At 36.6% G+C, this 21,396-nt stretch carries 17 protein-coding genes; 5 read left to right on the top strand and 12 right to left on the bottom strand.

The window, feature by feature from the left end; translation table 11 throughout:
* Positions 1-31: 31 nt before the first annotated feature.
* A complete protein-coding gene (locus MHI22_RS20310) occupies positions 32-220 on the bottom strand; it encodes a hypothetical protein (RefSeq protein ID WP_036125841.1) in 189 nt (62 codons plus the stop codon).
* A 123-nt stretch (positions 221-343) separates the two neighbouring features.
* On the opposite strand from MHI22_RS20310, the gene MHI22_RS20305 reads away from it, so the two are divergent.
* The 3 genes from MHI22_RS20305 (at position 344) to MHI22_RS20295 (ending at position 1,980) form a co-directional block, all read left to right on the top strand.
* Positions 344-532, top strand: coding sequence for a YkvS family protein (locus MHI22_RS20305; protein WP_004224583.1), 189 nt, complete (start codon positions 344-346; stop codon positions 530-532).
* Between the two features lie 79 nt (positions 533-611).
* Positions 612-1,229: a CPBP family intramembrane glutamic endopeptidase gene (locus tag MHI22_RS20300; protein ID WP_036125844.1), complete on the top strand. Its 618-nt coding sequence runs from the start codon at positions 612-614 to the stop codon at positions 1,227-1,229.
* 61 nt (positions 1,230-1,290) lie between these two features.
* Complete coding sequence (locus MHI22_RS20295) at positions 1,291-1,980, top strand: hypothetical protein (RefSeq protein WP_058845178.1); 690 nt, start codon at positions 1,291-1,293, stop codon at positions 1,978-1,980.
* A gap of 85 nt (positions 1,981-2,065) precedes the next feature.
* Here the strand turns inward: MHI22_RS20295 and MHI22_RS20290 are convergent, their stop codons facing one another.
* Positions 2,066-2,512: a MarR family winged helix-turn-helix transcriptional regulator gene (locus MHI22_RS20290; RefSeq protein ID WP_036125858.1), complete on the bottom strand. Its 447-nt coding sequence runs from the start codon at positions 2,510-2,512 to the stop codon at positions 2,066-2,068.
* A 120-nt stretch (positions 2,513-2,632) separates the two neighbouring features.
* Positions 2,633-4,000: an ATP-binding protein gene (locus MHI22_RS20285; protein ID WP_244504793.1), complete on the bottom strand. Its 1,368-nt coding sequence runs from the start codon at positions 3,998-4,000 to the stop codon at positions 2,633-2,635.
* A 310-nt stretch (positions 4,001-4,310) separates the two neighbouring features.
* Here MHI22_RS20285 and MHI22_RS20280 point away from each other — a divergent pair, with 310 nt between their 5' ends.
* On the top strand, positions 4,311-6,050 hold the full coding sequence (locus MHI22_RS20280; protein WP_036125863.1) for a B12-binding domain-containing radical SAM protein: 1,740 nt from the start codon (positions 4,311-4,313) through the stop codon (positions 6,048-6,050).
* 981 nt (positions 6,051-7,031) lie between these two features.
* Here MHI22_RS20280 and MHI22_RS20275 read toward each other — a convergent pair.
* The 7 genes from MHI22_RS20275 to MHI22_RS20245 form a co-directional block, all read right to left on the bottom strand.
* Positions 7,032-8,387, bottom strand: a complete 1,356-nt coding sequence (locus tag MHI22_RS20275) for a TrkH family potassium uptake protein (protein WP_036125865.1) — start codon at positions 8,385-8,387, stop codon at positions 7,032-7,034.
* 108 nt (positions 8,388-8,495) lie between these two features.
* Positions 8,496-9,257: a TerC family protein gene (locus MHI22_RS20270; RefSeq protein WP_058845180.1), complete on the bottom strand. Its 762-nt coding sequence runs from the start codon at positions 9,255-9,257 to the stop codon at positions 8,496-8,498.
* A 319-nt stretch (positions 9,258-9,576) separates the two neighbouring features.
* The gene (locus MHI22_RS20265; protein ID WP_330493430.1) at positions 9,577-10,662 is read right to left on the bottom strand and encodes an SDR family oxidoreductase; all 1,086 of its coding nucleotides are present in this window, start codon (positions 10,660-10,662) and stop codon (positions 9,577-9,579) included.
* 20 nt (positions 10,663-10,682) lie between these two features.
* A complete protein-coding gene (locus tag MHI22_RS20260) occupies positions 10,683-13,736 on the bottom strand; it encodes an efflux RND transporter permease subunit (protein ID WP_340812605.1) in 3,054 nt (1,017 codons plus the stop codon).
* Positions 13,737-13,917: 181 nt separating this feature from the next.
* Positions 13,918-15,495, bottom strand: coding sequence for a peptide chain release factor 3 (locus MHI22_RS20255; protein ID WP_058845183.1), 1,578 nt, complete (start codon positions 15,493-15,495; stop codon positions 13,918-13,920).
* 134 nt (positions 15,496-15,629) lie between these two features.
* Positions 15,630-17,096, bottom strand: coding sequence for a UDP-N-acetylmuramoyl-L-alanyl-D-glutamate--2,6-diaminopimelate ligase (locus tag MHI22_RS20250; RefSeq protein ID WP_036125930.1), 1,467 nt, complete (start codon positions 17,094-17,096; stop codon positions 15,630-15,632).
* Between the two features lie 310 nt (positions 17,097-17,406).
* Positions 17,407-18,795, bottom strand: coding sequence for an aldehyde dehydrogenase (locus MHI22_RS20245; protein ID WP_058845184.1), 1,389 nt, complete (start codon positions 18,793-18,795; stop codon positions 17,407-17,409).
* A gap of 209 nt (positions 18,796-19,004) precedes the next feature.
* On the opposite strand from MHI22_RS20245, the gene MHI22_RS20240 reads away from it, so the two are divergent.
* Positions 19,005-19,160, top strand: coding sequence for a hypothetical protein (locus MHI22_RS20240; RefSeq protein ID WP_186436192.1), 156 nt, complete (start codon positions 19,005-19,007; stop codon positions 19,158-19,160).
* Positions 19,161-19,204: 44 nt separating this feature from the next.
* On the opposite strand, the gene ssuE is transcribed toward MHI22_RS20240, so the two are convergent.
* Positions 19,205-19,738, bottom strand: a complete 534-nt coding sequence (gene ssuE, locus MHI22_RS20235) for an NADPH-dependent FMN reductase (RefSeq protein WP_036125935.1) — start codon at positions 19,736-19,738, stop codon at positions 19,205-19,207.
* A gap of 165 nt (positions 19,739-19,903) precedes the next feature.
* Positions 19,904-21,244, bottom strand: coding sequence for a dihydrolipoyl dehydrogenase (lpdA, locus tag MHI22_RS20230; protein WP_340812604.1), 1,341 nt, complete (start codon positions 21,242-21,244; stop codon positions 19,904-19,906).
* Positions 21,245-21,396: the final 152 nt, after the last annotated feature.

Genomic DNA, 21,396 nt, shown 5'->3' with positions numbered 1-21,396 from the left:
AGCATTAACTTACGACAATGTTCGACAAATTTTAACTTCTCGGAAGTTCAGTATAAGTATATATAATCCGTCCATTTTGTTTGGCCTCACCCCTATAATGTTTAAATAAAGGATGCTTTACAAGTATTTCGCGAAATTCATAAAAATCTTCCTTTTGAATTTCAATACTTTCTATTTCCCCGTTTTGTAATTGTTTAAGCATATTTTCGTATTTTTCCATTTATTTTATACCTCTCTTTTCATCTTTTGTGTAATAAATTATGAATTATTTAAAAAAAGCTTTACGTTTCCCAAATTTTCATGCAAACTGTATATTATTAGTCGATGAAGGAGCTGACTGTCTGTGAAAATAGCTGAAGTTGGAAATATTATCGAGTTTAAAAATGGTCTACAAGGTATTGTCGAAAAGGTAAATGAAAATTCGGTGATTGTTAATTTAACATATATGGAGAATTTTGATTCCCTTGAGATTGAAGAGAAAACGGTCGTCAATCATAAACGTTATAAAATTTTATATACTAATGAAGCTTAATAGTCCGAATAGTCCCTATTTGTCTTTATAGATGATAAGGGGCTATTTTTTTGATAAAATTAAAGTATGGAGGTCGAATATGCTAACAAATTCGAAACAAACACTACTATTTCTCCTTTCTTTATTATTCGTTTATGGCATGCTTGCTTTTACCTTTGCTAACCAAGCAGTATTTTGGTACATGTATGCATTTACTTTATTAGTATGTATTGCCATCGCCATCTTAGCTGGCTCCATTGAAGATAAATTACCTACATGGCAATTTTTACTCTTTGGTATTGGATACGGTACCATCACATATGGTATCATTCGCTTTGGTTACTGGCTCGCTCCATATATTAATAATAATTTAGTACAATCCGTTCAAAAGTTTTTAACAAACTATGGACCACAAAATATTTGGCACTATGTTTTACTCGTATTCATCGTTGCCATAGGTGAAGAACTATTTTGGCGTGGTTATATCCAACAGCAGTTAAAACGCTTTATGCGTCCATCGTTGGCTGTTATAGTAACTGCCATACTGTGTGCGATATCAATTGCTCTAAGTGGTTTTATACTTGGTGTTATAGCTGTACTTTTGGCAAGTATTATTTGGGGCTTCATCTATGAGTGGAAAAAAAGTATGCCACTTGTTATTGTAGCTCATGTCGTTTTTGTACTATTATTATTTTTAGTGTTGCCTTTAACATCATAACATTTAATTTTGGAAACATTTTATCTTTACAAACGTTTAATTTAGAAAAGGAGGGTTTTTTATGCAAAAAAAATTATTTTCAATTCTTGCATTAGTACTAACAGCCGTATTAGTTGTAGGTTGTAATACCTCTGATAAAACAGGGGATTCAGATGCTCAACAAAATGAGCCATCCAATACTGGTGTTGATCAAAAACCATCTGGAGATGAAACTGCAGGCGAATCACAAGAAGAAGAGGAAACTCCTGCATCAGATGATACAAATACAGAGGATACTTCTAAACAGCCACAACAAGATGTGAAATACGTACAAAAAGGCGAAAATAAAACGGAAACAGCCACTCAGTCTGAAAGTGTCAATCAAACCTACAAGCTACAACAGCTTCCAGGATTTACAATGACACAGGAAGAACCAGGTAAAGATATGTTAGTATCTAATGATGATGACGAAGTGTTTATGCGTATTGAAACAATTGAAGCATCACAATCAAGCTTTGATGAAGTGAAAACAACTATGCAAGATTATATGAATGCTGTAGGCGAAACAGTAGCTTTAACTACTGAAGAATTAGCAGCATTTAAAAATGTTCAACATATCGAGGGTTATGTCGTAGACTTTGACACAGAGAAAGTTATTGGGGTTGTTTTTGAAAAAGATGGTCTCATTACAAAATTAACAATTCACGATAACGATAAACAAGATTTAACAGATGCTATGCTTAATATGGCAGCCACTATCTCTAAAAAATAGTAAGACAATAAGGACGATAGACATTGTCTATCGTCCTTTTATTTCCATTATAAAAAAGTTGTCTCAAATCAATGAGACAACTTTTTTAATAAGATAAATCCTTAATAGAAAGGCCTATTTTCTTTAATAACGTAATTGCTTGTTCCTTTTCTTGCGGTGATAGCACACTCATTAATTCATGCAAATGCTGCTCGTGTTTTGGGAATAGCTCTGCCATAAAGGCTTCACCTTCTCCAGTGATTTCTGCATATGTCACACGACGATCTGAAGGACAAGAAACACGTAATAAATAGCCTCTCTTTTCAAGCTTATCAATGACATACGTAATAGACCCACTAGCGAGCAAAATTTTATTGCCTATTTGCTGTAAAGGTTGTCTCCCTTTATGGTAAAGAAGCTCTAGAACAGCAAATTCAGTTGGGTTTAAACCATTATCCTGAAATAATTGATGTGTTGTCTCATTGATCGCTTTCAATGCACGCGATAGTACAATATATAATTTTAAAGATTGTTTTAGATCTTCTGACTTCATATTCTTTTCCTCTCACTTCGCTCTTTATATGACATTATAGCGATATTAGAAAAGCATTGTCAAAAGCATTATATGATTTAGAAGGTTTTATTGTGAATTATCTCACCATTTTTACTCTATTTACGTTACTAAATAAGCAGAATCTTTTGAGGATACTTCCAATGTATCAAGTTGATTAAATGTGTAAATTGGGAACTGCAGATGGAAGCATGTCCCCTTCTGTAGTTCACTATTAACGCCTATTACCCCATCATGTTCTTCAATCACCTTTTTCACGAAAGCAAGGCCCAGTCCTGTCCCTGTTGATTTTGTCGTGTAAAAAGGCTGGAATAGGTTTTGAAGTGTCGTGCTGTCCATGCCAACCCCTTCATCTTTAATCATAAGCTCGACAATCGCACAGTCATTTGTCGCCATTTCAACTGTAATCGTGCCACCATTATTCATGGATTCCATTGCATTTTTAATTAGGTTCATTAACACCTGCTTTAAGCGATTCTCGTTGCCACCGATATAAATTTGGTTAGAAGGAGAAATGTACTGAATCATAATATTTTTCATGAGTGCATCTGGTAGCATAAACTCAATGACTTGCTTTACAATATGATCCAGTTCTAATAATTCAACTTTCATCGTCGTTGGCTTAGACAACACTAAAAGCTCGGATAAAATTTGTTCCATCCGTTGAAGCTCACTGTCAATAACAGAGAGATACATGCGTGATTCATCATCAGCATTTAACTTTAATAATTCAGTAAATCCCTTTAAAGAAGTTAATGGGTTACGAATTTCATGCGCAATACTTGCAGCCATCTGTCCCACAACATTTAATGCTTGCTGATGCTCGACTTTATGCTGAAGTTGTTTTTTCTCTGTTTCATCATTGATAACCGTGACAATAATATTATTGTATTCATCGAAAATACTGGAAATTTCATAATAGCAAGTTCTGCTTACTTGTGTTTCATCGACTACATGAATACTTGCATGCTTGTCACCCATCAGCTTAGACAGGTATGATGTAATTTGTCCCTTTTTCAATGTAAATGAATCGAATATATGTTGATGTGCTTTATGGAGCAACTGCGAATTTTCAACTTTCAGAAACATTTCCGCATACTTATTAAGCCCAAGAATAATACCGCTAGCATCACTTACAATAACAGCATAAGGTAAATAATCGTATGCATTAAAAGATTGTGATCTTTCATGCGCCTGACTCATGTATAATTTATGAGCAACATCATCATTTAGTGTAGAAATTTGCGCAACAATTTCTTCTGTATTAGGATCATAAAAACATTTAAAAGACAGCATTTCATAGTCGTTTCCAGTTGTACGAATATTAAAAATTTCTTCTGAACGTAAATCATTTTGTAATTGTTTGACGAATTTAGTCCATTTAAAATTAGATGGCTCGTCCATAGCTAAATAGCCAATATACGTTAAATTAAGATTAAAACGTTTAATAGCAGCCTCATTAACGTTCAAAATTTTCCCTGCTTTATTGAGTATAAGTGTTGGTGACGAAGTACTTTTCATAAGATTTCCAAAACATTGATTAATATCATTTTGCTTCAACTTTCTCACCGAACCTTTCAAAAGAGTAAAAAACCTCTAAATCGAATTTTGAGCCTTTACTATACTTTATGACAGCACGATTCTATTATTACAAAATTTAGTAAATTTAAGTATTTTAAATTATTTCACGAACCGTTCACAAAATAAATAGGTAAAAAGAATTATATTGTATGTCAGATACTTGACTGATACAATAAGATGTTGAAAGGAAGATTATTGCATGAATACTATTTTAACTACTTTAAATGCAAAGTATATTCACACAAATTTAGCATTGCGCTATCTTAAAGGCGCCGCTTTACCAGAATTTAATCCAATTATAGCAGAGTACACTATTAAGGATCCTGCTTTTAATATTGTATCAGATTTATTCCAAAAAAAACCTGATATTGTTGGATTTAGTTGCTACATCTGGAATATAGAAGAAACCATTCACGTTATAAAAATGTTAAAGACTGTCTGTCCAAATGTTAAAATTTTGCTAGGAGGTCCTGAGGTTTCTTACGATTCTCATCATTGGTTACGTCAAATACCCGAGGTAGATTTTATTGTCATGGGCGAAGGAGAAACTTCTTTCAAACAATTATTACGCTATTTCCACGGTGAAATTTTGTTAGAGGATGTTCCAGGCATTTGTTATTTAGAGGATGGAAAAGTCAAAATTCACGCTATGCCACCTAAAATTGATTTGCGTGAATTACCAAGTCCATTCCGCTTTGAGGAGGATCTTCCCCATTTAGGTAAACGCATTCAGTATATCGAAACAAGTAGAGGCTGCCCATTTAGTTGCCAATTTTGTTTATCTTCTATTGAAGTAGGTGTACGATACTTTAACCGTGAAAAAATAAAAGAAGATATTCGTTTTTTAATGGATAACGGAGCTCGGACAATTAAATTCGTGGATCGTACCTTCAATATTAGCCGTAGCTATGCAATGGAAATGTTCCAGTTTTTAATTGATGAACATAAACCTGGTGTTGTATTCCAATTTGAGATTACTGCAGATATTATGCGCCCTGAGGTGATTCAATTCTTAAATGACAATGCACCAAAAGGTTTGTTCCGTTTCGAAATTGGCGTACAATCTACAAACGATTTAACCAATACACTCGTGAAACGTCGTCAAAACTTTGAAAAGCTAAAACGAACGGTAACAATGGTGAAGGATGGCGGAAAAATAGATCAACATTTAGATTTAATTGCTGGTCTACCAGAGGAAGATTACGCAAGCTTCCGTCAAACGTTTAATGACGTTTTTGCGATGAGACCAGAAGAGTTACAGCTAGGATTTTTAAAGCTTTTACGTGGTACAGGCCTTCGATTAGAAGCGGAAAAGTTTGGTTATACCTATGTGGATGTCTCTCCTTACGAAATCTTTTCAAATAATGTGCTAACCTTTGATGATATCGTACGCATTAAACATGCAGAGGATGTTCTTGAGAAGTATTGGAATGACCATCGGATGGATCATACGATTGAATACTTAGTTACTGAGGTCTTTGACACACCATTTGATTTTTTCCAAAACTTTGGGACGTATTGGGAAACAAAAGGTTGGTCTCGTATTGGCCATCAGTTGGAAGATTTATTCCGCCGTTTATTAATGTTTTTGGAAACTGTGGAGGGCGTGAATTTAAATATTATCCAGAGTCTCATGCAGCTTGATTATCTAATGGCACAGCAGTTCCAACCACGTAAGCTGTGGTGGAATGAACGCCCAACAGAAGAGCAACAAAAAGCCCTTTATCAAGCATTACGCGAAGATCCTACTATCGCTGGCGAGGAATTTGCTAGCTTTAAGCTATCTGAGAAAGAGTTGTTTAAGCATACACTGATTATCCCTCATGGCCTTGACTATCACAATTTCCTAAATGGCAAAATTGTACAAAAAAATGGCTATCTGTTAACCTATTTCCGTCACGGTCAGCAACCATATTTTGCATCTATCCACTCTAGTTAATAATAAAAGCTAGTCCTGTGCTAACAGTCAGGACTAGTTTTTTTCTTTCTTAAACAATTCTTAAATCCTTTTCACAAAAATAACATGACTGTATATGTACTTTCTTCGACTAACTAAATGAGTTAGTCAAGTATTCATAGCCTCCCTCCAAAAGTTTAGGGCAAATGCCTTAAAGACAAGCTAGTTCTATTTTGTAAATAATACCCACAAAAATTTTAAAAATGCGGGAAAAACAATTTTAAATTTTTTGAAAATTGTATGACAATTTCGTATTTTTCACCTTTTTTAATGAAAAATACGCAGGAATGTTCTTTATTAAGTATCATTTTCTTCTAAAACATTCCCCATTATTACGCATTTATTCGTGTAGCCTTTTTATGTGTTTTTTATTGTATTTGAACTACCTATATTAAGGCAATTACTTTTTAATTCCTTAAAATTAACTTTTGATAGGGGACGCGAACAAGAGGTTTTCCCTCGTGTATATACACCTGTAATGACAGTTTTCGACAAATTACTTCTTTTTTATCTATATATAATAGAAGAAAGTCATTTACTATACTTATAATATTTACCAGTAAATTCGTTTTATTCATAAAATAATCTTTTACTTTAAACTATTATAAAATACCAATATTTAGAAACTATATATTAGTATTGATTGGTCAAAATAGGGTAATTATTTTTTTAGAATCATATTAATAGTAATGTGTTATGCTCCCTAGTTAGCATGAGTATTTCAAGATGCATACACACTCTCAGTTATGAAGTAAGAAGCTGATGTAGATATGTTAGTACCATTCTTGCTCACAAAAATAGAGAGATAACTGCAAATAGCTATTTACATGTAACCACTGAACATGAAAGAAGTCCCCTCAAAAAATTCAGTGATTATCTAGAAAATTGAACTTTCGGGGGCAAAAAAGGGCAATCTAATGATTGTCCCTTACAAAGCCCTTATATACCATCGTTTCTGTATAATTACCCAATGATTACGCGTTCCTTTGGATAATGGAAGCTTGATTTTTTCCCTCTACCCCCACCACCAAGTGTGTAAAGGAAGGAAATTAACCCTACTCGACCGATAAACATTAAAATAATGATAATGATTTTACCAATGACAGATAAGTCCTCGGTGATTCCTAACGACATACCACAAGTACCGAACGCTGAAGTGATTTCAAAAATGATCTGAATCAGTGATGCTTGTGGCTCTGTGATGAGTAAGATAAGTGTAGCAATTAACACCATAAAAAATGCTAATAAAATAACAACGAATGAGCGAAAGACATCTATTAAATGAATTTCTCGCCCAAATACTTGAATATCTTCTCTTCCCCTAGCAAAAGTAATTAAGAATAAAATAGCTAAGGCAAAAGTAGTTGTGCGAATCCCTCCACCAACTGAGCTTGGCGAAGAACCGATGAACATAAGGAAACTCATAAATATATCTGTTGCTTCACTAAATGTCGTAACATCGTATGTTGTCAATCCAGCCGATCTTGTTGATACTGAATGGAACATCGCCGAAAATAGCGCCTCGTGCCAGGACATTTCCTTGAAGGAATGGAAAGATTCAAGAAGTAAAATGACAAGTGCACCTACAACAAATAAAATAGCGTATGTGGATGTAGTAATTTTAGTAAATAAACTAAAACGAAAATTCTCACGTCGATTGAGCAAGAACGTTTTTAATTCGATTAATACTGGGAAGCCGATAGCACCTAACACGATCAGTACCATTGTAACCATTTGTACAAAGTAATCATCATGAAATGGCAGTAAGCTCATTCCAGTTATATCGAAACCACCATTTGTTGTAGCAGAGATGGAAGCAAATATCCCATGTAAAAAGGCTTCTTCTAATGTATCAAAATAATTGGTGAAATGTAGCGTTAAAATAATCGTACCCGCAACTTCAATGCCAAATAAAATCTTTATGATTTCACGAATTAGTTTCACAACACCGGACAAATTATACTGGTTATGGTCAATCATAATTAATTGACGCTCACGCATCCCAATTTTTTTCCCTACTAGCAGCCACACAAAGGTACCAAGTGACATAATACCAATGGCCCCTAACTGTAAAATAACAAGAATCATCACAAGCCCAAAGGTTGTATAGGTTTCCGAAATAGTAATCGTTGTTAAGCCCGTGACACTAACTGCACTTACTGCTGTAAACAAGCTGTCTAAAAAGGAAATTCTTACGCCCTCTTGATGAACGCCTGGAAGTCGTAATAACAGGAAGGAAATCGCTATAGCTATAAAGTAATAAGAAACAAGTACCTGAAATGGTGTGACAAGTCTATTTGATGATTTTTTCCAAGGCACTTTAACAACTCCTCCCACATATGATGCCCAACTAGATAGATAATAGTATAGAAAAGATACATAAAAAAAGAAAGAGAAATAGTAACAACTATTCCTCCCATTTAGATACTAATTATTTTTTTTATGACGAACTCCCACTAGGTAGCCCACAAATGCAATGCCTAGTAAGACTATCCAGAATGTTAATTCCCAGGCAGTTGAATGAGGAAACTCTACAGGTAATATCCCTACTTTTTCATGAGCTAATGTTAAGATAACGAGCTTCACACCGACCCAACCAACGATAAGAAATGCTGCCGTTTCAAGTGAAGGATAATCGTTCAATACTTTAACAAACCATTGTGCTGCAAAACGCATCATAATGACACCGATAAATCCACCAAGAAGCATGACAATAAATTGTCCTCCATTGATGCCACCAATATCAAAATTTCCTAAGTGAGGCAAAGTTACAGCGATCGCAACGGCTGCCAGCATCGAATCAATAGCAAATGCAATATCTGCTGCTTCAACCTTAAGAACCGTTAACCAGAATCCAGAACCCTTTTTCTCTGCTCTTTCAGCTGTTTCCTCTTCATCATCTTTATGTTTACGCAAATCATATATATTTTTCGCAGACATAAACAATAGGTAGGCCGCACCGACTGCTTGGATTTGCCAATAGTTTACCAATACTGTAATAACAAATAAGGCGGAAAATCTGAAAATCAGTGCTCCAAATAGTCCATAAAATAACGCCTTTTTTTGCTGTTCCTGTGGTAAATGCTTGACCATCACAGCCATCACTACCGCATTATCAGCTGCAAGTAATCCTTCTAATACAACAAGGACAATTAACACCCAGCCGTATTGTAATATAATTGCTTCCATTCTAGTGCCTCCTCTAAGCTCTATCCCTAAAACGACTATTTTATCTAAAGTACAAAAGAAAAAAGCCTCTGCCCTAATTCAGGCAAAGGTCTCGCTAAGTAAATTCGTACCTATTTCTTTTATGGTACATCAATCTACACGTCATTACGTATAGAGCCATTCACTATCACACCCGATGGTCATAACCATGTCTTGACGAATGTGAAACCAGGACATATCATTCCTGTTAGCTACTCCCCTTTGACAAATTGTCGAAGGTATCTTCTTTCCATCATTATAGCACTATCATTTACAACTGACAAAAATATCTATATTGTTTTTACTTAATCTGAATTTGATAGCTCTTCTCTTCCTTATGTGCTAAATAAAAGGCAATCATTTTTGGCATAGTCTGTATAAAATCAGGGCATGTAATACCACCTTTTTGTAAAATTTGCTGTGCTTCAGCTGTGTCAAATGTGGCATTCCATGTTAAGTAATCTAGCGTTTCTTGTTCAACTCCAAGTTTTTTTCGAATAAAAGGAACTTGTAACGATAGCTTTGCTAATATAAATGGGAAACGTCCCTTTGGATAGACATTCGTTATTAATTTCACCATAGTACGGTATACTTCCTGTACAGGGTGAGGATTAGGATCTGTTAAATGAAGTGTCTTGCCTTCTGCACCTTGTTCATTCACTACAAAAACTGAGGCATTTAAAATATAATCAACGGGTACGACATTAATCGTTGATGTCGATCGGCCGATGTATGGAATAAAGGGTAAACTCTTTAATCGTTCTACTAAATTTAAAAAGAAGTAAGGTCCATCAAATTTAATGGTTTCACCTGTCATTGAATGCCCCCGCACTATTCCAGGTCTAATAATCGTAAGTGGTATTTCTGATTTTAAATCTTCAACTCGAAGCTCGGCCTCATATTTTGTTTCCTCATAGTAGTTTTTAAATGCTGAAGGCCGAATGAGTTCATTTTCACGCAGTATCCCTTCACGTGTGCCTGCCACATAGGCTGTACTAAAATACATATAGCGTTTTAAATTCGGTAAGGTGCGCACAAAATCATTGACCATTGTTGTACCATGGACATTCACTTTCCATGCAAGATCACGTGGTACCGCTAAATCATAAATAGCGGCTAAATGCCAAAGCACTTCTATTTTTGGTACAATTCCACTGATTATTTGATCGTCTAAACCCAGATTTGGCAGCGTAATATCGCCTTCTACAATATGAATTGAACAGTCAGGGAAAGCTTCTATTATTTTGCTTTTTTCCTGCTCTGCCTTAATGGTTTCACCTGCCAACACAATCGCAATCACTTGTTGTGTCTGTCTCTTTTGGAATAATGTCCGAATGAGTTGACTTGAAATGAAACCAGGAAATCCAGTAAAAAAATGAACGTTCATCTCCTATTCCCCCTTGAAATCTAGCGCATCTTTCTTGTTTCTTTATCCACTAAACTATAGATAATCGGTACAATGTACAATGTTAGCAATGTCGAGGTTACAAGGCCTCCAATAACCGCAATCCCCATCGGTTGGTTCATCTCTGTCCCTTCACCAATACCAAGCGCTAGTAGAAACAGTCCTAAAATAGTCGTTAATGCTGTCATTAAAATCGGTCGAAGACGATCTTGGCTAGCCAGTAAAATAGCTTCATAAGCAGACATGCCCTTCGCCTTTAGCTGGTTAATATAATCGACAAGCACAATGCCATTGTTCACGACAATCCCTACAAGCACTAAAATACCGATGACAGACGTCACACCGATTAAAGTATGTGTTGCGAACATAGCAATCGCCACACCGATGATCATTAATGGGACTGTAAACATGATGACAAACGGATATTTAAATGACTCAAATTGCGCAGCCATTACAATATAAACTAGTACGATTGCTAGCATAACTGCTAATAGCATATCGTCAATTGCACTATCATAAAGCTCTCGATCCCCACTAAAAACAATTTGAGTAGCAGGCGGTAAATGAACTTGGGTCAATGCTTTATCTACTTTTGCCGAAATGCCGCCCAATGATTCCTTTGTTTCATAATCTACAAAAAAGGCTACTGCTGCTGCCTGATCAGAACGACGAATGGACACGGGTCCCTCTTGTATAGATACAGTAGCAACGTCCTCTAATTTCACAAACAACCCTGCTGGAGAACGAAGCTGCATGGCTTTTAGCGCATCTATACTCGTATTAAATACCTGTCCAAAACCCGTATAAACGGGTAATACAGCGCCGTCCTCAGTAAGTAGTTGAGACGTTAATTGTCCTTTTGTCATTTGGTTCACGGTTTGAGCAATTTGTGCTGGGATAAAACCGTAGTCTTTTGCTTTTTCTCGATCAACCTCAATTTGAATCTCTGGCACAGTCTGGTCTAGATCCGTTGAAACCTTTGTTACTTCTTGAATCGCTTGTAGCTCTTGCTGCACTTTTTTAACAGTGTGCTGTAGCCTTTGTTCATCTGAGTCTGTTAATCGGAACGTTAATGTATGTGGTGACGAACCCGTTGCTGTTGATACATTAAATGTAATATCAGCTTGCTCTCCAAGCTCTCCCTTTATATCTTGCTCCAGCTCTTCCACAAATTCAAAAATGGAACGTTGCCTTTCTGCTAATGGTACTAGTTTGACATACATTTCAGCTTGATTGGCGCTCGTTTGTCCACGCGCTTGGGATTGTTGCGTACCCCCAATTAAGCTAACATAAACATCCACATCTTTTTCCTGCTTCAAGCGCTCCTCAATATGCTTCACTACCTTTTCTGTTTCCGATACAGCGACACCTTTTTCAAGATTGACACTTATAGATGTGAATCCTTCATCGGTAGGTGGTAAAAATTCTGTACCAATTCTTGTCAGCCCAAATAAGGATAAACCAAAGCACATCACCGTGAAAATTAGAATTAGCAGTCGATGCCGTAATACCCATACAATAGAGGATTTATAATGGTTGTAAAATTTAGAGCTACTGCGCTGCTCATAAAAATTGGTATTTTTCATTTTTAAAAGACGACTTGCTAGCATTGGAACGACAGTAAGCGCAACTACTAGAGAAGCGATTAGGCTGAACGAAATCGTTAGGGCGAATTCTGTAAATATTTGTCCAATCAATCCTTCGATAAACATAACAGGAATGAATACGGCTATAGTAGTTAACGTGGAAGCTGTAATAGCAAGTGCAACCTCCTTAGTTCCTTCCTGCGCTGCTGTGATAGGATCCTTTTCTAGCCCTAAATGTCTTTCGATATTTTCAATAACAACAATGGCATTATCCACTAGCATACCAATGCCCAGTGCAAGAGCACCTAGTGTCATGATGTTAAGGGTAAAATCCGCAAAAAACATCAACACAAATGTCACAATAACCGAATAAGGAATAGCAATACCAATAATGATTGGACTCTTTACACTACGTAAAAAAACAAATAGGATGAACATCGCGAATAATCCACCTAAAATTAAAGAAGAGCCAATGTTATTAATAGCTAAATCTACATAATTACCTTGATCGACAAGAATGTCTGCCGTGATTCCCTTATATTGCTCTTTCTTTAGTAGTTCATCTAATGTTTGCTGAAACGCTTTGGAAACTTCTGCTGTATTCGCGCCAGATTCCTGTAAAACGGACATAAGGACTGCTGGGTGCTCATTTGCACGAGTTGTCGTAATAGATTGTTGCTCTGTCCTCTCTACGGTTGCAAGATCGCTCACAGTTAGCGCTTCACCTGTTAACGGGTTCACTGAAACGATCAAACTTGCAATACTTTCAGGTGACGATAATGTACTTACAATACGTGTTGTTAACAGCTTACCATCATCTGTTGAAACAGGTTCACCAGGGAGAGATACATTATTCGCTTGGATAATTTGTATAATGTCTGCTTGTGTTAAGCCTTTTTCCACTAGCTTTGCTTCGTCTAATATTATTTGTACTTCCTCGATCAACTTGCCAGAAACATTTACACTTGCAACACCCTCTGTCCGTCGCAGTTCTTTTTCTAAGTCCTCTGCTAATAAACGTACATCTACATCATTATTTTCTGCACGTAATGATAGTTGAATAATGGGAAATTGAGACGGATCAAACTTTAAAAAACTAGGCTTGCCCGCATCATTTGGCAGTGGTGTCATATCAATTCGCTGTAAAATATCGAGTTGGATATCTTCCATATTCGTGGACCAATTAAACTCAAGCATAATTAAATTAGAGCCTTCTTGTGAGGTTGACTGTAGTTTTTTTATGCCAGGTAAGGTGGCAAGTGTAGCCTCTAATGGTTTCGTTATCTTCTCATTCACCTCTGTTGGACTTGCCCCAGGATAAGAAGTGACAACAACACCTATGGGGGGATTTAACTCTGGAATTAACGTAATCGGTATTTTTAATAAGGAGACACCGCCTAACAGGATGACAAAAAGCATCGTAACAATTGTAAAGACGGGTCTTTTAATGGAAAAATGACTAATATTCATATAAACAAACTCCTTTTTCTACCTCTTCCTTTCTAGGATAGCCGATTTATAAATGAGCTAAGCCCCCTTCAATTAGTTCGTCGTGCAATATATTTCCTAATACTGTCTATATTCTACAAACAGTGTCAATTTTCCTTGCAAAAAAACACGAATCGCAAAATTGTCGATTCGTGTCTGGTAATTATAGAAGGCTATAAAGTTTAATGTTTTCGTTTTTATCAGCAAACCAGCGCATGGCAAACTCATTTTCAAATAGGAAAACAAGATTATCAAAGCGGTCTTTCACTAGCATAGATCGACCAGAAGACATGGACTCTTTAACATCCTCTTCGTTTTCAATCCATCGTGCAATTTTAGAACCGATTGGCTCCATTCTTACTTCCACATTGTATTCATTTTTCATACGGTGCTCAAACACTTCAAATTGTAATTGACCAACTGCACCAAGAATGACTTCCTCTGTATGCAGCGTTTTATAATATTGAATAGCTCCCTCTTGTACCAATTGTAAAATCCCTTTATGGAATTGCTTTGATTTCATTACGTTTTTCGCTGTTACACGTACGAATAGCTCTGGTGTAAACTGCGGTAATTTTTCAAATTGGAATGTTTTCTTGCCACCTACAACAGTGTCCCCAATTTGGTAAGTTCCTGTATCATATAACCCAATAATATCTCCCGCAACCGCTTCATCTACGGTCTCACGATCATCTGCAAGGAATTGTGTAGATTGAGTCACTTTAAATGACTTACCTGTACGAGCTAATGTCATATTCATTCCGCGCTCAAATTTACCAGAAACAATGCGTACAAAGGCAATGCGGTCACGGTGGGCAGGATTCATATTGGCTTGAATTTTGAAAATGAAACCTGAAAACTCATCATGTTCAACAGGATCAATAAATTGCTCATCTTCGGTAATTCTAGGCTGAGGTGTCGGTGCAAATTGTAAATAGGTTTCAAGGAACGTTTGCACACCAAAGTTTGTTAATGCTGAACCAAAAAATACAGGTGTTAATTCTCCACGACGAATTTTTTCCTCAGAATAGGCATTTCCAGCTTCATCTAGCAGTAAAACATCATCCATTGCTTGTGAATAATAAGAAGTAACTTTCATTGGATGCTCCACAGCAAGCTCTCCATTGTCGTCAATTGGTAAGAATCGTTCAGCTTCATCTGTACGGAATTGCTCAATACGTTTATTATAACGATCGTAAATACCAAGGAACTCTTTCCCCATACCGATTGGCCAGTTCATAGGATAAGCGTTTATGCCAAGTACTTCTTCAAGCTCTTCTATTAACTCAAGTGGCTCTTTCCCTTGACGATCCAATTTGTTGATAAATGTAAAAATAGGGATACCACGCATTTTACAAACTTTAAATAGCTTTAATGTTTGGGCCTCGATCCCTTTGGCAGCATCCACTACCATGACAGCACTATCCACAGCCATTAATGTACGATATGTGTCCTCAGAGAAATCTTGGTGACCAGGGGTATCCAAAATATTCACACGAGAACCATTATAATCAAATTGCATTACGGATGAAGTAACCGAAATCCCACGTTGCTTTTCAATTTCCATCCAGTCAGACGTTGCATACTTACCTGTTTTTTTCCCTTTTACTGTCCCTGCGTCACGAATGGCACCACCAAATAGTAAAAGCTTTTCTGTAATCGTCGTTTTCCCAGCATCAGGGTGACTGATAATGGCAAAAGTACGACGTGATAGTATATCTTTTTCTAAATTTGAATTCATCTCGTCATTCTCCTTTTTTCATACTTAATAATAATAAAAGAAGACTTGCCTTTCGTACAACCTTTTTACATGAAATCTCAAAAAAGAAAACCCTTTAGTTCAACTAAAAGGGTTTCCTAACATTTAATCTTTCATTAAACAAATTTTAATCGGCCAGCTTCTATTGCAATTTCTGCATCACTATGTGGAAATTTTGTATCTTCAATAATTTGATAATCCTCATGACCTTTACCAGCAAAAATAATCATATCTCCTGGTTCGGCAACCTCAATGGCATGACGTACTGCCTCTGCCCGATCCCCGATACAAGCATAATGGTCATGAAGCATCCCTTTGGCAAGATCGCCCGTAATGCTATCATAGTCCTCATAGCGTGGATCATCTGTCGTCAAAATGACATATTCTGCAGCAGACGCTTTTTCAGCCATCGCAGGACGTTTCGATTTATCACGATTGCCACCTGTTCCAACTAAGAAAATCAGCTTACCCTTTTTATAAGGCTGTGCCGCTTCAATCGCTTTTTCAATTGCATCTGGTGTATGGGCATAATCAATAAAAATTTGTACAGGTAAATCTGAACAAACTTTCTCCATACGACCTTTAACTGGCGGTAGTTGCTCTATTTGCTCAATAATGGACTCCATAGAATACCCACGACCGTAAAATGCAATCATAGCTGCCAACACATTGTAAATATTAAATTCACCAAGCAAATTCATTTTTACACGATAAATCCCTTCTGGCATTTCCACATCAAACAAAGTCATATAGTCGTGATATTCACAGTTAATGGCACGGAAATCGGCCTTTTCATTTTTTAAACCATATGTCCACACTGGAAATGGTGTCATTGCGGCATAGCGCTCTGACCAAGCATCATCAGCATTTAAGACAACAAATTTGCTCTTTTCTAAATCTTGTCCAAGTTGGGAAAATAATAAGCCTTTTGCATGGCCATATTCCTCCATCGTACCATGGAAATCAAGATGATCATGTGTTAGATTTGTGAAAATAGCGATATCATAATCAACACCTGCTAAACGTCCAAGTGCTAAGCCATGTGATGAAACTTCCATCGTCATTAAACGACAACCTTCCATTTTTGCTCGGAAAATCATTTGTTGTGTCGATAAAGCATCACTCGTTGTATTGGCAGATTCATATAAAATACCATTTAAATTAAAACCGATTGTGCCGGATAAAGCGGATTTTTCGCCCATACCATGCATGATATTTTGAATAATTCCTGTTACGGATGTTTTACCATTCGTTCCAGTTACTCCAATCATCGTTATATCCTTAGAAGGATAATCAAAAAACTTTGCGGCTAATAAGCCTACCGCACGATCTGTATCTCTGACAATCACTTGTGCAATTGTCTCTCCTAACGGTAATTGACGTTCTGTTACAACGATTGTTGCGCCACCATCCACTGCCTTTTGCGCATAATCATGCCCATCCACTGTGTAACCTTTGATACAAACAAACATGCTATTTGGTTGCACACTTCTTGAGTCAATTACAATATCACTAACTTGATCTGGCAACACGCCAATTATTTTTTTCAAAGGTAATGCGCTTAACAATTCCTCTGCATACATTTCATAGTCCTCCAATCAATCTCTACACTCATATCATCATTTTTGATTACTCGACAAAAAACGACAAGATGAATACCCCCACGTTCTATTGAACTTATTTTACTACTTATTTCATGATAAATAAAATGCCTCAGATGTGTTTTTTCAACGAAAACGCTTTCATTTAAAGAAATAATTATGTTTTCTTCGAAATTTTCATTTATAATCACAAATCGACGATTTTCGACATAATTAGGAAGATTTTTTGAGGACAAAGAGGTTATTTTTCAAGGGAGACATCCTAAGATATCTCCCTTCTCCCTTCTAATTTCTATTTCATAATGGACCGCACAATTTTCACTTTTTGTTTATATGGTGGGAACAATACATTTGTCTCAAGCTTAGAGGACTTCTTTAAAATGGATTTAGGATGTGTAAAGTTTTCAAAGCTTGCTTTGCCATGGTACGCTTTCACACCAGATGGTCCAACACCACCAAATGGTAAATGTAAATTTCCAACATGGGTGATGGTATCGTTTATACATCCACCACCGAAGGGTAATTCCTCCAAAAAGTATTGTATGGCCTTTTCATGTTCTGAGAAGAAATATGCCGCCAAAGGCTTTGGTAATTGACGAATTTGATGAATCGCCAGTGGTAACTCATTATACATCATAACAGGTAAAATAGGACCAAAGAGTTCTTCCTGCATAGATGGGCTTGTCCATTTTACATACTCGATGATTGTTGGCTCAACATATAAATCATCACGATCAATTCGGCCGCCAAATGTAATGGCATCTCGTTCTTCCTTGATAATTTGTTGTAAACGATCGAATTGTCTCAAATTCACAATACGTCCGTAATCAGGGCTTTTTAAAGGATTTTTGCCATAAAACGATCGGATCGTTTCTTTTAAGATTTTCATAAAACGGTCATAAACATCTTTATGAACAAGTAAATAATCGGGGGCCACACATGTTTGCCCAGTATTTGTAAATTTCCCCCATACAATCCGCTTTGCTGCTACTTCTAAGTTTGCAGTTTGATCGACAATCGCTGGACTTTTTCCACCAAGCTCTAAAGCAATTGGTGTCAAACGTTCTGCTGCTGCCTTTGCTATCACTTTTCCAACAGCTACACTGCCTGTAAAGAAAATGTAATCAAAGGACGCATGAATAAGAGCTGTTACTTCTTCTTTTTCACCTTCTACCACACGTACATAGGAGGAATGAAACGTTTCTTCAATTATTTTTTTCACAATAGCTGCTGTATGGACAGACGCTTCTGACGGCTTGACAATTGCTGTGTTCCCTCCAACAATGGCACCAATTAATGGTTCCATAACTAGTTGAAATGGATAATTAAACGGTCCAATAATTAATGTGACACCATAGGGTTCACGAACAATGAAGCTTTTGCCCATTTGATATTGTATCGGTGTTTTAACTGCTTCTGGCTCCATCCATTCTTCTACATGCTTTACCATATATGAAATACTATCTAAAACAATGCCAATTTCAGTTGCATATGCTTCAAATTCGCTTTTACGAAGATCTAAATACAGCGCATTCAAGATGTCTTTTTCGTATTTTAAAATGGAAGTTTTTAACTTTTTTAATTGTTCTTTTCGAAACTTTACACTTTTTGTTGCACGAGAAAAATAAAATTGACGCTGCTCTGTAATCATATTTTCCACATCTTGTGACGTAAAATTCATCAATAAAGCACCCCTTTTTTTAAAATGCCATACATAGTTTTTTCATTTTGAAACAAACTATCATTGTCTATACGATACAACATCGGAGGGCAAAAATCCTCTTTCTGCATCGGGGGTGAAATGGCTTTATGTGAAAATGAAATGTTTTAGTTTTTTTATCTCGGGAAATATACAACTACATATTAAAACTGAAATGGGGGCGTAGATGAATGACAACAACAACTGGGACATGGTGGGAGTCCATATTTTCTGGACCATTATCACACGGAATTTGTGAAGAAAAATTATTGCTATTGCAAGATGAAGCTTTTTTATATCTCTCTACAATACCTATGGAGAATGAAGAAAATGTTGAAATCAATTAAAGAAAGCGCATTATAGGATGCCCCTATAATGCGCTTTTACCACGTTAATTAACGATTAACACTTTCTGTAATTGTTCTAACACCGCTTCCAATCTGCTGCTAGCCTCTTCTTCAATCGCAAAGCCACCTTCCTCAAGGCGAATAATTTGTTTATCCACAATATAAACAGAATGGGTAATTGATGTTGCTCCAAGCACAGCTAAAACTGGCTTTAATGCATATTCTAATGCCAATAAATGACCGATTGAACCTCCTACAGCAATAGGAAGTACGATCTTCCCAAGCAAGGCTTTTTGAGGCAGTAAATCCAAGTAGGTCTTCAAAATACCTGTATAGGAAGCTTTATAAATAGGGGTTAGTATGACAATAAAATCAGCTTGCTCAACATGCGCATTTTCTGCTTGGATTTCCTTACTGGCAAAATTGGCAGTGAGTAAATCGGTAGCTGGTAGTTCATGTACATAATTGGAATGTACCTCTATTCCTCGCGCAATAAAATGATTTTCCACCTTTTCATGAATGGCTGTAACTCTAGAATTTTTCGAATTGCTCCCATTCAAAATAACTGCTTTTGTCATTTTTCCCACTCCTTTTAATCATTGTCATTAAAAAAGGCTTCTATTTTACAATCAGGCGGATTACCGTTTTGTAAAATAGAAGCCTCTAGTTGCCTAGTCAACTCTAATACCAAGTATTCTTATAAAATTAATCTAACATAAATTCTCTGAATGTCAATAGCTTTTTTATGATTGGTGAATTGCTTTCCCAAAAACAGCCTTTGCGGCATCTCCAATATGCTCCGACACCGTTGGATGTGGGAAGATCATCTGCGCAAGTGATTGGGCTGTACCACCTGCATTTTTTGTTGCCAATATAGCATTAAGCATTTCTGTGGCACCATCGGCTACAACACATGCACCTAAAATTTGACCACTTTCCTCTGCTGCAATTAACTTCACAAAGCCTTCTGTATTCCCCTCCATTAATGCCTTAGAATTTGTCTGTAGTGGCATTTTGGTTACGGTGTAAGGTATTGTGACCTGCTCCTCTAATAAACCAAATGTAGCAATTTCCGGATGTGTATAAACGCAACGAGGAATTGAAGTTTGGTCAATTGATGTTGGCTGTTTGCCCACAATATAATCGACAACGTAAATGCCTTCAGCACTGGCAGAATGCGCTAGCTGATAACCATCTACTAAGTCACCTATTGCATAAACATGTGGCTGACTTGTCTGTAAATGTTCATCCACTGCAATTAATCGACCATCTAAAGTTAAGCCTAATTGCTGAGCGATTTCGGTATTGGGACGACGACCAGTTGCAAATAAGAGATTTTCATATGTATAAGCACCTTTAGATGTATGGATGCTATTGCCTTCAAACTTTTCAAACTTGAAATCTGTCACAAGCTCGATATTAAGTTTTTTCATTTTTTCTCGAATCAGCGGTCTTGCTTCAGCCTCTTCCGTTTGTAATATGTCCTCACTATGATTCAGTAACGTTACCTTTGTACCAAGTGGCGCTAAACTAAAGGCCATTTCAACTGCAATTACCCCACCCCCAATAATGGTTAATTGAGCTGGTAACTCGTCTATATCAAAAAATGTATCCGTTGTAAAATAGGTCGAAGTTGCTAAACCCTCAAATGGGGGGACAAATGGTTTACTGCCTGTCGCTAAAATAATATCTGTAGCCATTATCGTCTCATTCCCAATTGTAATCGTTAAATCCTTTGCGACAGAGGCCTCACCACGATATAAAGTAATCTGATTGCTGACAATATAGTGCTCAATATTGTTTAACAGCTCTTGAATAATTGTATCTTTTCGCTGCATCAATCGAGGAAAATGAATTTCCACTTGAGGCACTGCAATTCCCCAGCTCGTCCCTCGTTTAATTTCCTGTACAAGCTTACTATGCTCTAATAAAATTTTTGAAGGAATGCAGCCAACATTATAACAGGCTCCCCCTAGCTTATCCCGTTCGATGAGAGCAACCTTTTTGCCATGTTTCGCTGCATGTATGGCAGCCACATAACCACCTGGTCCCGCTCCAATGATAGCAATATCAAATTTTTCCATAATTTTCACCTCATGTATCACCATATCATTCGCAAAATTTGAATGCAATGACAGACAGAGGAAAAGCCTCTCATTCAATGAAAGGCCTTTTGACATGCACAATATTTACTTACCTTTTGCGAGTATTTCACTTCTCGTTCCGCGAGTATTTC

It is taken from the genome of Lysinibacillus sp. FSL L8-0312 (genome assembly GCF_038003285.1).
Lineage (GTDB): Bacteria > Bacillota > Bacilli > Bacillales_A > Planococcaceae > Lysinibacillus > Lysinibacillus fusiformis_D.
The sequence above is the reverse complement of the archived record's forward strand: the minus strand, read 5'-3'. Positions and strand labels throughout refer to the sequence as shown.